Origin of the sequence: Streptomyces sp. NPDC004667 (assembly GCF_040609475.1) — a bacterium.
In the GTDB taxonomy this organism is placed as follows: domain Bacteria; phylum Actinomycetota; class Actinomycetes; order Streptomycetales; family Streptomycetaceae; genus Streptomyces.
In genome coordinates, this window is sequence record NZ_JBEXKC010000127.1 from 2,710 (window position 1) to 15,032 (window position 12,323).

At 70.6% G+C, this 12,323-nt stretch carries 13 protein-coding genes and 1 pseudogene; 7 read left to right on the forward strand and 7 right to left on the reverse strand.

The annotated features are described in order from the left end of the window. Positions 1-131, forward strand: a 131-nt coding sequence (locus ABZW32_RS36415; protein ID WP_356224699.1) for a DUF6207 family protein, incomplete at its 5' end; no start/stop codon positions are given. A 731-nt stretch (positions 132-862) separates the two neighbouring features. Here ABZW32_RS36415 and ABZW32_RS36420 read toward each other — a convergent pair. The 4 genes from ABZW32_RS36420 to ABZW32_RS36435 all read right to left on the reverse strand — a co-directional run bounded on the left by ABZW32_RS36420 (position 863) and on the right by ABZW32_RS36435 (position 4,890). Then, a complete protein-coding gene (locus ABZW32_RS36420) occupies positions 863-1,093 on the reverse strand; it encodes a hypothetical protein (RefSeq protein WP_356224675.1) in 231 nt (76 codons plus the stop codon). Positions 1,094-1,262: 169 nt separating this feature from the next. Beyond that, positions 1,263-2,810, reverse strand: coding sequence for an ATP-binding cassette domain-containing protein (locus ABZW32_RS36425; RefSeq protein ID WP_356224677.1), 1,548 nt, complete (start codon positions 2,808-2,810; stop codon positions 1,263-1,265). A 401-nt stretch (positions 2,811-3,211) separates the two neighbouring features. After that, the gene (locus tag ABZW32_RS36430; RefSeq protein WP_356224679.1) at positions 3,212-4,522 is read right to left on the reverse strand and encodes a hypothetical protein; all 1,311 of its coding nucleotides are present in this window, start codon (positions 4,520-4,522) and stop codon (positions 3,212-3,214) included. After that, positions 4,519-4,890 (reverse strand): hypothetical protein, encoded by a 372-nt coding sequence (locus tag ABZW32_RS36435; RefSeq protein WP_356224681.1) that lies wholly within the window; start codon positions 4,888-4,890, stop codon positions 4,519-4,521. The genes ABZW32_RS36430 and ABZW32_RS36435 overlap by 4 nt, the downstream gene beginning before the upstream one ends. 605 nt (positions 4,891-5,495) lie before the next feature. Between ABZW32_RS36435 and ABZW32_RS36440 the strand changes: the two are divergent. From ABZW32_RS36440 to ABZW32_RS36450, 3 genes and pseudogenes are all read left to right on the forward strand, one after another. Further along, a pseudogene (locus ABZW32_RS36440) lies at positions 5,496-5,666 on the forward strand (winged helix-turn-helix domain-containing protein); the annotation flags it as partial. A gap of 172 nt (positions 5,667-5,838) precedes the next feature. Further along, complete coding sequence (locus tag ABZW32_RS36445) at positions 5,839-6,576, forward strand: response regulator transcription factor (RefSeq protein ID WP_356224683.1); 738 nt, start codon at positions 5,839-5,841, stop codon at positions 6,574-6,576. Between the two features lie 296 nt (positions 6,577-6,872). Beyond that, positions 6,873-7,604: an SDR family oxidoreductase gene (locus ABZW32_RS36450; RefSeq protein WP_356224685.1), complete on the forward strand. Its 732-nt coding sequence runs from the start codon at positions 6,873-6,875 to the stop codon at positions 7,602-7,604. Between the two features lie 103 nt (positions 7,605-7,707). Here the strand turns inward: ABZW32_RS36450 and ABZW32_RS36455 are convergent, their stop codons facing one another. Then, on the reverse strand, positions 7,708-8,685 hold the full coding sequence (locus tag ABZW32_RS36455) for an alpha/beta hydrolase (protein ID WP_356224687.1): 978 nt from the start codon (positions 8,683-8,685) through the stop codon (positions 7,708-7,710). Positions 8,686-8,788: 103 nt separating this feature from the next. Beyond that, complete coding sequence (locus ABZW32_RS36460) at positions 8,789-9,106, reverse strand: antibiotic biosynthesis monooxygenase (RefSeq protein WP_356224689.1); 318 nt, start codon at positions 9,104-9,106, stop codon at positions 8,789-8,791. Positions 9,107-9,248: 142 nt separating this feature from the next. On the opposite strand from ABZW32_RS36460, the gene ABZW32_RS36465 reads away from it, so the two are divergent. After that, on the forward strand, positions 9,249-10,154 hold the full coding sequence (locus tag ABZW32_RS36465) for an AraC family transcriptional regulator (protein WP_356224691.1): 906 nt from the start codon (positions 9,249-9,251) through the stop codon (positions 10,152-10,154). A 175-nt stretch (positions 10,155-10,329) separates the two neighbouring features. Further along, positions 10,330-11,079, forward strand: coding sequence for an SDR family oxidoreductase (locus ABZW32_RS36470; protein WP_356224693.1), 750 nt, complete (start codon positions 10,330-10,332; stop codon positions 11,077-11,079). 18 nt (positions 11,080-11,097) lie between these two features. On the opposite strand, the gene ABZW32_RS36475 is transcribed toward ABZW32_RS36470, so the two are convergent. Next, positions 11,098-11,877: an SDR family oxidoreductase gene (locus ABZW32_RS36475; RefSeq protein WP_356224695.1), complete on the reverse strand. Its 780-nt coding sequence runs from the start codon at positions 11,875-11,877 to the stop codon at positions 11,098-11,100. Between the two features lie 248 nt (positions 11,878-12,125). On the opposite strand from ABZW32_RS36475, the gene ABZW32_RS36480 reads away from it, so the two are divergent. After that, positions 12,126-12,323: VOC family protein (locus tag ABZW32_RS36480; RefSeq protein ID WP_356224697.1), on the forward strand; the 198-nt coding region annotated here is incomplete at its 3' end.

Below are 12,323 nucleotides of genomic sequence, written 5' to 3' on the forward strand. Positions count from 1 at the left end.
CCGTCATGGCCGCGCTGGAGGAGCGTTGGGCGACCTCGGCCATCAACCCGGTGCGCAGGGATCCCGGCGAGCCCGGAGTCCGGGCCCGGATCTACGCCGACGTCCTGCGCCCGGGGCGGGACGGCCCGTAGCCGCAGTGCCTGGGCAAGCTCTCCTCATGGTGGGCTTGCCCAGGGGCATCTCAGGCTTGCCCGGCCGCTGGGTCCCACAGGGGCGGGCGCGCCCGGTGCCGTCGCAGTGGAGGCACCGGCCACTCTGGGCCAGAGTCTCTCCCCCGGACAGCTCCACCCGCGCCCGGAACAGGACGTCGTCCGGATTGGCACGGGACAGCAGCACCCCCGGCCGCTCGAACGATTCGAAGCGGTCCTCCGGTTCGGGGTGGAATGCCTGAAGGCGGGTGAGGGCGTGCCACATGTCGTCGGGATCGTGGCGCTGTAGCCCGGCCATGTCCTTTCGCAGCTTGTTTCGTTTCATGGCTCCGGGCCACCGCATCCCGGACGATGACCCCGCGACTGCGGAACCGTCCCGCCCTGCGGCCCGGACGCCGGGCGAGCCCTTCGGCCGGCGAGGCTTGCCCACCCACCGGGGCCGTAACCGATGACGGTCTCCCGCAGACCTGCGTGACCGATCCACTCCCCCGATCGGTCAAACGGAACGTCAGGACCGTGACCGGTCATCGGTCATCGGTCATCGGTCATCGGTCGCCCGGCATCGGCCAGCCGCGGCTCGCCGGGAAGCCCAGGGGGTTCGTGACCGACGCCGCCTCGCCGGAGCGCCTCCGACCGGGGTGGTGCCAAGCCACCCGTGAAGGCGGCCTGCCCGGGCTCGCCTGGGGCTTGCCCTCAGCCCGTGAGACCTGGCCTCACCGTGCCTTCGGCGGTGCGGCCAGGGCGCGGCGCTCCTCTCCGTGGCCGTTCCCGACGGCCCGCCGCACTCGGCCGTCGGCTTCCTCGCGGGTCAGCCGGGGCAGGGTCGTGGTCGCCACGGTGAGCCGGTGGTTCACGCTCCCGACCGGGCGGGCCCCCTCGTGGAAGACGGCCTCCCTCGTGGTCGGGGCTGCGCGGCGCAGGGCCGGAGCGAAGACGAACACCACCGGCGGGAACGGCCGCTCCAGTTTCGCCCGGCGAAGCGAGCCGTTCGGGACGGCTCTGACGCCGTGATCATGCCGGCCATGTAAGGGGCGCCGCGCCCGACCTTCAGTGTCGTGTGCCAAGAGTGGAAGCACGACGCTCCGACTGCTCCACCGCGTGCGGGACGGTGTCCTACAGCTCTGCGCCGCGTGCCCGGTCACGGAAGTGGCCGTAGGCCATGAAGGCGAAGAGGACCGTCAGGAGTACCGCCGAGGAGCCGGCGGTGCCCAGGTCGAGGCCTCCCTTGGCAAGGGGCTTGGTGAGGAAGTCGCCCGCGGTGGCGCCCAGGGGGCGGGTGAGGACGAAGGCGATCCAGAAGAGGACCACGTTGGGGACGAACGGGACCCGGATGAGGAGGACGAGGACGAGGAGGACGCCGGTGATGAGCAGGGCGCTGCCCCCGTAGCCGAGTCCGGAGCTGTCGGAGAGGAAGTCGCCCATCGAGGTGCCCAGGGTGTTCGAGACGAGGATCGCCGACCAGAACAGGGCCTCGCCGCGGAAGGTCACGATGTCCCGGATGACGAAGGTCTGGCCGGTGAACTTCCAGGCGACGAAGATCGCGATGAGCAGGGAGACGAGGATGGCCGCGCCGGTCGGGTAGCCCAGTCCCAGGCCCTGTGGGCCCCAGCCCAGCGTGGTGGTGCCCTTCGCCAGGTACCTGGAGCTGGCGTCGCGGTTCATGAAGTCCGACACGGTGGTGCCGACCATGCTGGTGGAGACGATGACCGGCCAGTAGAAGAACGGGTTGTAGCGCTTGGCGCGGAGCTGTACCAGCAGGGTCACCACGAACATGAGGAACAGGGCGATCGTGGTGAGGAAGTAGCCCAGGCGCAGGGTCTGCGCGAACAGGTCTCCCGCGGTCTCTCCCAGCGTGGTGGCGGCGATCTTCATGATCCAGAAGGCGAGGGTGACCGCCGGCAGCTTCCGCACCACGTGCTGGACCGTGTCGGCTCCGTCGGCTTCGGGCAGGCTGAGGACGGGATCCCTCGGCATCACCTTGACCGGGGACGGAGGACGGGGCGAGAGGTGCAGGTGCCCTTCGTGCATCGCCCACCGCTTGCGCAGTCGTACGGCGACGGCAGGATCCCGGGTGGTGACCACGAGGGCGGCTCCCGCCTCGTCCGCGGCTGCGAAGAGCACGTCGATGACCCGTCGGCCGGTGGCTCGGTCCAGGTCTCCGGTGGGATCGTCCGCCAGGATCAGGCGGGGTGAGGTGGCCAGCGTGCGGGCGATGGCGACGTGCTTGGCCTGGCTGCCGGAGAGTTCGGCGGGCATTCTGTGGGCGAGTTCGGCGGCTGCCACGACGGCGAGGCAGTGCAGGGCCCTGAGGTGCGCCCGCTCCCTGGGGACGCCGGCCAGTACGAGGGGCAGCGCGGCGTTCTCCGTAACGTTCAACGCCGGCACGAGGGTGGGGCCCTGGAGTACGACTCCGACCTGTCCGTGTGCCGGCACCCGGGGCAGCCCCGGCCAGCTGATCTCTCCGGCCGTGGGTTGTTCGACGTCTGCCATGAGGTGCAGCAGGGTGGACTTCCCGGAGCCCGAGGGGCCCGTGATGGCTATCCGGTCGCCGACGTGGACCTCGCACGTCGCACTGTTCACGGCGGCCTGGGCCGTCGGCCCGTCGCCGTGGATGCGGGCGGCGTCCTGGCAGCGCAGCAGCAGGGTGTCGGCGGTGGTCACGGCAGGACCCCTCTCCGGCCCGGCAGGTCGACCCCGTGGGCGGCCCCGACGACTCCACGGTTGTCGAAGGGAAGAACGGCTCGGCCCTCTGCTGCGAACGTGGGGGCCGGAACGGGCGTACGTCGCATGATCATGGCGCCTTTCGGGAGACGAAGCGGAAGCACGGGTCTCCTCCGACGCTAAGCAGTGGCGGGTTAGCGCCCGGCCCGCTCACGGTGAGATGACGGTAAAGCCCCAGCTCATGCCCCCGGCACGTCATGGGGACCCGGCCCCATGCGGCCCATGCGGCCCATGCGGCCCAGGTGGCCCATGCGCGCAGGCCGACCCGACAGGTGTTGTTCGTCGGCCGGCCGCCCCGGTGCATGGGGATGCGCCGGGGCGGTCCGTCATTCGTCGGCTGTTCAGCCGAGCGAGGTGAGGAGGGTGTCGAGCGCGTCGACCTCACTGGCCTTGTCGGGGTGTGGGGCGCGTACTGCCTTCAGTACCCGGTCGATCTCACCGTCGAGGAAGCTCCACGCCTGCTCGCTCTTGGGCTCGAGGGCGGACTGGTCGTCGTCCCACGCTGTCTCCAGGTCGGTCACACGGCCGGTCGCGGCCCGCTGATCACCCGAGTTGACCTTCGCCAGGGTGTCGGCCGTGATGGTGCGGAACTTCGCGATCTCGGCCGGAGGGAACGGCGACGTCGCTTCCTGAGGGCTGATGTGGCTGGTCACCGGTGCTGGAGTGTCGGCTTCTCCGCTCGCTGCGGCGTGCGGCTGGTGGTTCGCCCACACGAGGAGCGATGCGCCTGCGACGGCGACGACGGCGTAGTAGGCGAGCATGCCCCGCTCACGTGCCGGGTTCGGTGTCCTCGCGGTACGGGTCACCTCCTGGCCGTCGATGACATCACTCCGGCTGAGCGTGAGGTACACGACCGTGGCGAGGATGGCGACCAGGAAGATCACGCTCGTCAGTGCGGTGCCGAGGCCCAGGCCGCCGTCGCCGCCGCCGGGCGATCCGAGCCAGTCCCCGAGGTTGGCGCCGAGCGGGCGGGTGAGGATGTAGGCCAGCCAGAAGGAGAGCACGGCGTTGGCCCCGAGGCGCCGGCCGACAATGACCGCGAGGATCAGTCCGAGCGGCAGGAGCACGGATACGCCCGCGGTCCAGCCTGTCAGCTCCAGCGTCCAGTCGCCGGTGGCGGTACCGAGCGCGAAGGTGACCAGGACGGCGAGCCAGTAGAAGAGCTCACGGGGCCGGGTGGTGATGCTGTGGACTGACAGGGTCCGCTCTCTCGCGTACCAGATGCCGAAGACCACGGCGAGCGCAGCGGCGAACACGCCGCTGCTCACGGCGAGGGGCACTCCCTGGCTGTCGGTGAGGATGTCCGTGTAGAGGGTGCCGGTCACACTCACCACCACGACGGTGAGCCAGTAGACGAACGGGATGTAGCGTCCGGCGGCGAGCTGCCAGGCCAGGACGGCCGCCAGAGCGCCCGTGAAGATCAAAGCGGTGTTGATCAGGCCGACACCGAGGCTCATGTTGATCCAGTCGGCGAAGCTTTCACCGACCGTGGTGCACAGGATCTTGATGATCCAGAACCAGATCGTGACCTCGGGAACCTTGTTCAGCAGTCGCCCGGCGGGCGCCAGAACGCTCTCGCCGACTCGCAGCCTGTCTCCTGGACGGGCGCGCGCCCCTGGAGCCGTGGGACTCTCAGACGTTTCGTAGCTCATGCGGCCCGACTGTGCCATCGGGAACCTGAACGCTTCCTGACCACATCGCTGGACCTGACGGCGGCAATGCCCCTCTCGCCGTACTTGATGGTGAACGCGGTCGAGTACGGCGACAGGGGGTGGGGGTGGGGGTGGGGGCAGTAGGGTGACCGTGGCGTGCGGCGGTCGGCGGCGCTCAGCCACAGGACCACGGCGACGATGATCACGCCGAGGACCAGGCTGACCGGTCCGGTGCCCAGCCCGAGGCCGCCACGCTCGGCGCCGGCCCAGGCCACGGCGAACGGCGACGCGGACACGGCGTAGGGCACGCCGAGGGCGACGTGCGCGACGTCGGCGGCCATGGTCCCGAAGACACTGACCATGACCAAGCCGACCAGTACGGGTCACGGGCCTCCCGTCGCCGGCGGCGGTGAGGTATCGGCGTGTGCGATCCTGTGCGGCCAGGGCGGCGACCGCCGGCACCGGTCCGAGGGCGCGGGCGCGGGCGCGGCAATCTGAGGTGGTCTCGCCCATGCCGGTGGTGAGGATCTTCACGACCCAGAACACCGCGGTCGGCTCGGGGACCTTGCTCGCCGCGGGGCGAACGGCCCGGTCCTGGGTGCCGCGGTGCGCCCCGGGGTCGTCGTGACGCCCAAGACGGCGGCACTCCTTTCTGCGCGGCGCGGCCGGGGCCGTGCCGCTCGGTCGGTCGGTCCGGTTCGGCCACCCAGGACGGTGTCGCCGGTCGAGGGGTCACGGGATTCATCGGCGCGCGTGCCGTGCTCAGCGTCCGCGTGCCGGCCGTCGTGCCCGTCGGGGCCCTCGGAGTCCTCTCGCGACTCGTCGTGGCGCTCGTGGTCTCCGGCAGATGCCACCCGGTGCTCGCCGCGTCCCTCTTCCTCGTGGTGGTGGACGGCCGCCGCAGCCGCGCGGCCGACGCCCGCCGGCGGGCTTCTTCTGCGTCGTGCCTGAGCCACCCTGAGGGGAGACCGTCTCCGAGCACGAAATCTTGGACGGAGTCTGGGGCAGCAACACGGACAGCGACCCCGACGCCGTCGAGGTTCATGTGAGCACCCTGCGACGCTGGATCGACGCCCCGTTCGGGCGGGCCGCGGTGCCGACCGTCCGAGGCGCCGGATACCAGCCGGCAGCCGACGGTGGCTGAGCCGGATCGTCCACGCCGCACACCGCCGGGTCCGTGCCCTGCTGCGCCCACCGGCCCGGTAACCATCCACGTCGGCGCCTCGCTGCGCACCGCCGGCGACTTGACCTGGCGTACGACCGGCCGGGCGTTGCGGCCGGTGCAAACTGCGAGAGGCACGCCTACGCTGCTGACCATGCCCGCCCCCCATGACCGCAGCCCCTTCCCCAGCCTCCTGGTCATCGAGGACGACGACACCATCGGACGTCACCTCGACACCGGACTCCGGGCACACGGATATGCCACCACGTGGTGCCGCACCGGGAACGGGGGGCTCCAAGCAGCCCGCGCCGCGCCCCCGGACATCATCCTGCTCGACCTCGGACTGCCGGACGCGGAAGGGGTCGACATCGCACGGGAACTCCGCAGCCGCCACCCCGACCTGGTGCTCGTCATCCTGACCGCCCGCAACGAAGAGATCGACATCATCGCGGGGCTCGACGCGGGCGCCGACGACTACCTCGTCAAACCCTTCGCCCTGTCCGTGCTGGTGGCCCGCCTCCGCGCCCACCTGCGCCGCCTGCCTCCCGGGCACGACGACCAGGAGACGGCCTACCATGTCGGGCCCCTCGTCGTGGATACGCGCGCCCGCACATGCCTACTGGGCGGTGAAGAAGTAGCCCTGCGCCCGAAGGAATTCGACCTGCTCGCCGTGCTGGCCCAGCACGCCGGAACCGCCGTGTCGCGCGAAGACCTCATGGCCCGGGTGTGGGACGAGAACTGGTTCGGCCCCACCAAGGTCCTGGACGTCACTCTGGCATCGCTCCGCCGCCGGCTCGCCCGGACGGCGGCACAGGCCGTACCGCCGACGGACCCGCCGGGCATCTCGACGCTGCGCGGCTTCGGCTACCGTCTCGAACCCGATCACGGGTGACGACCGTGCGACGGGTCAGCCGCCCGGCACGGCACCGGCCGCGTACTCGACGTACTCGACGTACTCGACGTACTCGTGCAGGAGAGCGCTTGTATCTGTCTGGCCAGGTAGCTCGGCGACACGTCGTGCGGCGCGGACGGCCGAGGCCGCCGGCAGCGGGTTGCCGACCGAGGTCAGCACCCGGCAGGAGTACCGTGCCCAGCCCACGCCACCGGCCGGTTCCACGCCACCTCCACTCGACTCGGATAACGTTTGTCCTAATTTGCGGGGTCTCGACGCACGAAGGAAGGCGCACCTTGAAGATCACCGTCATCGGCACCGGACTCATCGGCTCGCAGCTCGCCACCGAGCTGGCAGCACGGGGCCACGAGGTCACCGCCGCGTCGCTGTCGTCCGGCGTCGATCTGCTCACCGGGGCCGGCCTCGGCACGGCGCTCGCCGGCGCGGAGGCAGTGGTGAACGTGACCAACTCCCCCACGTTCGACGAGCAGTCGATCGAGTTCTTCCGCACCACGGTGGGCAACCTCCTCGCCGCAGGCGAGCGGGCCGGCGTACGCCATCAGGTGGTTCTGTCCATCGTCGGCGTGGACCGGGTCTCCGAACTGGACTACTACCGCGGCAAGACGCTCCAGGAGGAACTGCTGCGCGGCGGTCCGACGCCCTACTCGATCGTGCGCGCCACGCAGTTCTTCGAGTTCATGGAGCCGACCATGTCGTGGACCTCGGACGAGACCGCGGTGCGACTGCCCGCGACGCCGCTCCAGCCGATCGCCAGCCGCGACATCGTCGACGTCCTCGCGGACGTGGCAACCGGCGCGCCGCTCGGCGGGGTTCTCGAGATCGCGGGCCCCGACAGGTTCACGCTCGACGAGATCGGCCGCATGACGCTGGCCGCGCGGGGCGACCGGCGCCCCGTCGTCGTCGACGACCAGGCGGGCCTGTTCGCCGCCGTGCACGGAGACGCCCTCATCCCGGGCCCCGGCGCCCGCCTGGCACCGACCCGCTACCAGGACTGGCTCAACCGCTGACCACTCCCGGGGCCGTGATGCACTGCACGACACGCCACTGACACTCCGGACGGCATTCTGAAACGATCAGTGGTTCAAACGGCCGGCGGTGGGCGACGGCGTGTCACGTGGCGCGGTGCGAGCGGAGGACACGGGCGAGCCAGGCGGTGCGGGTTCGCCGGGCGGTGATCGAGAGGGACGCTTGCGGGAACAACGTGTCGAATCCGTGGAATCCCCCTGCCCAGACGTGGAGTTCCGCCTGGCCGCCGGCCGCCCAGATACGGGTGGCGTAGTCGGTGTCCTCGTCGCGGAAGAGTTCGGCGGAGCCGGTATCGACGTAGGTGGTGGGCAGGCCCGAGAGGTCGTCCGCCCGGGCAGGGGAGACGTACGCGGGCACCTCGTCCTCGCCGGCGTCGCCGAGCACGCTGCGCCATCCGAACTCGTTCATCTGCAAGGTCCAGCTGCCCGGGCCGTCAGCGTACTGGTGACTGGAGGTGCTGGTGCTGCGGTGGTCGAGCATGGGGCAGATCAGCATCTGGGCGGCGATCCGGGGGGTCCCGAGGTCGCGGGCGAGCAGGGCGACGCCGGCCGCCAGGCCCCCGCCCGCGCTCGCTCCCGCGATGACGATCCGGGCCGGGTCGATACCCAGTTCGGCGGCGTGTTCGGCGACCCAGAGCAGGCCGTCGTAACAGTCGTCTACGAGGACGGTGCCGGTGGCCTCGGGAGCTAGCCGGTAGTCCACCGAGACCACGACCGCGCCCAGTTCGTCGAGCCATTCCAGCGGGATGTCGATCTGTGAGAAGCGGTCGCCCATCACCATCCCGCCGCCGTGCATCCAGTAGACGCACGGGGCGGGTGCGGTCCGGTCGGCTCGCGAGGGGGCGAACACCGCCAGGGGGATCGGGGTGCCGTCCCGGGCGGGCACGGTGATTTCGCGCAGATCGGCCCGGTGGCGGTCGAGCAGGGGTGCGACGGGCGCCTGCGGGAGCCGTCGCAAGAGCGCGAGCACCTCGGGATCGAGCCGGGGAACCGGCGGCAGGCCGGCCAGCAGCGTACTGAGTTCGGAGTCCAGGGCTGGACGGGGCGGGGGCGGCACGGTCATGGTGGTCGTCGGCCTTTCGTCGGACCTACGGGACGGGGGTCACACGGGGCGTTCGTCGCACGCGGCTGCGCGAGGCGGCGGAGCTGCGCGGCGGGTGACGGTGTCAGAAGGCCGCCTTGCCGCCGACCGGGACGTGGTCGGTGTACTCGGGCTCCTTGGCCAGCAGTGCGGTCACCTGCGCCACGAGCGCCCGGGCGGCCGTGCCGGCGAAGTGCCGGTGGTGGTCCTCCTCGGTGGTCCAGCCCTCGGTGACGTGGACGACGTCGGGGTCGGAGGCGGAGCGGGACAGGAGGTAGACCAGGCAGTGTTCGCTCGCGGCGGGACCGTCCTCCTCCAGGCCGGTCAGCAGGAGGTCGATCAGGCGGTCGCCCAGGGCGGGTCCGGCAGTGAGCGTGGCATGGAAACCATAGGTGGCGATCATCTGCATTTCCTTCGCTCTGTGGGATCTGGCTGATTCCATTGAAAGCGTCTGAACTGCAAAAACGTAGTCCGATATTCGCCCGTGCTTGCATGATGCTCTCGTTTTGGGGAAACGTGGTGGCTGACGGTGCTCAAATGGGACCATGCCTCTGGAAGAGTTCCGCAGCCTCCTGGACCGACACGCCCGAGCCGACTGGACCACCGCCATCGAGGGCGTCCTGATCTCTCGGATCGACAGGGCGGACCCGCCGGCTCCGTCCATGTCCGGCACCCTGTTGGCGGTCATCGCCCAGGGTGCGAAACGGCTCGCGCTGGGCGACCGGGTCTACGAGTACGGGGCCGGGCAGTACCTGGTGGCGTCCGTCGACCTCCCGGTCACGGGACAGTTCACCCAGGTGGCACCGGACCGGCCCGCTCTCGGTTTCGGCCTGACGCTGGATCCGTCCGCCGTCGCCGAACTGCTGCTCGCGGCCGGGCCCGGCGACACCCCCCGGACCGGGGCGGGCACCCCGTCGGGCATCGCCGTCAGTGACGCGCCGGCCGCACTGATCGACGCGGTGGTCCGGCTGCTGCGGCTGCTCGACGAGCCCCGCGACCGTGCCGTGCTGGCGCCACTGGTCAAAAGGGAGATCCTGTGGCGCCTGATCACCGGCGAGCAAGGGGCGACGGTACGTCAGCTCGGGCTCGCGGACAGCGGACTCAGTCACGTCTCCCGCGCCGTGCGCTGGATCCGGGAACACTACGCCGAGTCCTTCCGGGTCGAGGACGTGGCCCGGATGTCCGGCATGAGCGTCTCCGCCTTCTACCGCAACTTCCAGGCGGTGACGGCGATGAGCCCGATCCAGTTCCAGAAGCAGATCCGCCTCCAGGAGGCCAGGCTACTGCTGGCCACCCACCCCGGCGACGTCACCGGGGTCGGACAGCGGGTGGGATACGACAATCCGTCGCAGTTCAGCCGCGAGTACCGCCGGCAGTTCGGTGCGCCCCCGAGCCGGGACGCTCTCCGGCTGCGGGATGGCGCGCTACCCGCCGCAGGTGCCATTCCCTGAGACGACATCGACGCGGCGGGAGAGGAGAGGAGAGGAGAGGATCGAGCAAGAGGTAGCCAGGATATTTCTATTGTTCGGCCAGGTCAGGCCGATTCAATGAGATCAGCGATTCCTCAGGGGAAGAGGAACGTACCCGGGTCCCCCGCGGATCCCACCACCTCACAGGAGGCACGACATGAAGTCGGTTCTGATCACTGGCGCCTCGTCCGGATACGGGCGTGAGACCGCCCTCCATTTCCACGCCCGGGGCTGGGACGTCATCGCCACGATGCGCACCCCGCGGACCGGCGTCCTGCCCGAGTCGGACCGGATCCGCGTCCTCGCGCTCGACGTGACCAGCTCCGAGAGCATCACCGCCGCCTTCGAGGCCGCCGGGCCGGTCGATGCCCTGGTCAACAACGCGGGGATCCCGTCGATCGGTGTGTTCGAAGGCACCTCGATGGCCCGTGTGCGAGAGGTCTTCGAGACCAACACGTTCGGTGTGATGGCGACGACGCAGGCGGTTCTCCCGCAGTTCCGCGAGCGCGGCTCGGGGGTGGTGGTCAACGTGACCTCCAGTGTGGTGCTGGGGCACATGCCGCTCTCGGCCGTCTACAAGGCCAGCAAGATGGCCATCGAGGGGTTCACCGCATCCCTCGCCCTCGAACTGGCACCGTTCGGGGTGGGGGCGAAGACCGTCGAGCCGGGCGCCTGCCTGAGCACCAACTTCGCCGGCCGGGCGACGGAAGGGGGATCGCCACAGGATCTGGTGCCCGCGCCGTACGCCGCGTGGGCGAAGCAGGCCATGGAAGAGTTCACCGGTCAGGGGCTGTTCACCAAGGAGAGCGATGTCGCCGAGGCGGTGTGGCGGGCCGTGCACGACACGACCGGTCAACTCCGCTTCCCCGCGGGCCCCGACGCGGTGCGGCTCGCCCAGGCGAGGTGAGGCACGAGAGCCGACCCGCTACCACGTCGTCAGGAACCCGCCGTCGATCGTGATGTCGGCCCCCGTGACATTGCCCGTCCGGTCACTGGCCAGCATCAGCACCACGTCCGCGACCTCGGCGGGCTTCGAGAACCGGCCGGTGACCGTGGCGCCCGCAGCCTGGGCCCTCACCGCCTCCGGCGCCATCCCGGTCGCACGGGACAAGGTGGCGGCCACACCGTCGTCGGCCAGCCACAGGTCGGTCTCGACCGGGCCGGGGCTGACCGTGTTCACACGGATGCCGCGGCCGCCCACCTCCTTGGACACGCCCTTGGAGAAGTTCGCCAGGGCCGCCTTTCCGGCGCAGTAGTCGATCACCATCGGGTCGGGGAACACGGCGTTGACCGAGCAGACGTTGACGATCGACCCGCTGCCCCTGGCCAGCATCAGCGGCAGGACCTCACGGGTGGCGCGCACCGCCGTGAAGAAGTTGAGGTTCATCGCCTGCTGCCACTGCTCGTCGGTGACACCGAGAAACCCACCCGTACGGGCCGGAGCCGCGCCCACGTTGTTCACGAGTACGTCGATCCGGTCCCCGGCAGCCGCGACGAGCCGCCCGGCCCCCTCCGCCTCGGCCAGATCCACCCGCACCAGACGGACGCCGCCGCGCTCGATCAGCGCGTCCAGCTCGTCGGAGGAGTGACGTGCACCGGCCACCACCTGGGCGCCCTCGGCGGCCAGGGCCCGCACGATCGCGAGGCCGATACCGCGGCTGGCACCCGTGACCACTGCCACGCGGCCTTTCAGTCCAAGATCCATGGTGATGTCATCGGCCACCACCGGCACGCGCTTGAGCGGCCCGGGCCGATCCTCACCACCGGCCCCCGTACCGGGCCCCCTTGACCGCCGGCTCGGCTCCGCCTCGGTCACGGCACGGGGGGTGGTCCCGGCGAGTGATCCCATGCGGATCGAGCCGTTCTCCTGGCACTCAGCGCCGGCGGGACATCCGGCCGGGGCGGCGGGCGTGGCGTCGGGACTTGTACGGGTTGTCGGGTGATGATGACGCGGTGCGACTTGATCACGTTTCCTACGCGGTGGCCCGCGACAGCTTCGTCTCGACCGTCCAGTGGATCGGATCGGCCCTCGGCGCCGGGTTCGTCGACGGGGGCGTGCACCCGCGATTCGGCACCCGCAACTTCATCCTCCCGCTGAGCGGCGGCACCTACGTCGAGGTCGTCACCACACTCGACCACCCCGCCGCCGAC

What these genes read in the sequence shown, in the direction of transcription:
- ABZW32_RS36430 (WP_356224679.1), bottom strand. Translation starts at nt 4,522, where the DNA reads ATGAGCTACGAAACGTCTGAGAGTCCCACGGCTCCAGGGGCGCGCGCC.
- ABZW32_RS36445 (WP_356224683.1), top strand. Translation starts at nt 5,839, where the DNA reads ATGCCCGCCCCCCATGACCGCAGCCCCTTCCCCAGCCTCCTGGTCATC.
- ABZW32_RS36455 (WP_356224687.1), bottom strand. Translation starts at nt 8,685, where the DNA reads ATGACCGTGCCGCCCCCGCCCCGTCCAGCCCTGGACTCCGAACTCAGT.
- ABZW32_RS36460 (WP_356224689.1), bottom strand. Translation starts at nt 9,106, where the DNA reads ATGATCGCCACCTATGGTTTCCATGCCACGCTCACTGCCGGACCCGCC.
- ABZW32_RS36465 (WP_356224691.1), top strand. Translation starts at nt 9,249, where the DNA reads ATGCCTCTGGAAGAGTTCCGCAGCCTCCTGGACCGACACGCCCGAGCC.
- ABZW32_RS36470 (WP_356224693.1), top strand. Translation starts at nt 10,330, where the DNA reads ATGAAGTCGGTTCTGATCACTGGCGCCTCGTCCGGATACGGGCGTGAG.
- ABZW32_RS36475 (WP_356224695.1), bottom strand. Translation starts at nt 11,877, where the DNA reads ATGGATCTTGGACTGAAAGGCCGCGTGGCAGTGGTCACGGGTGCCAGC.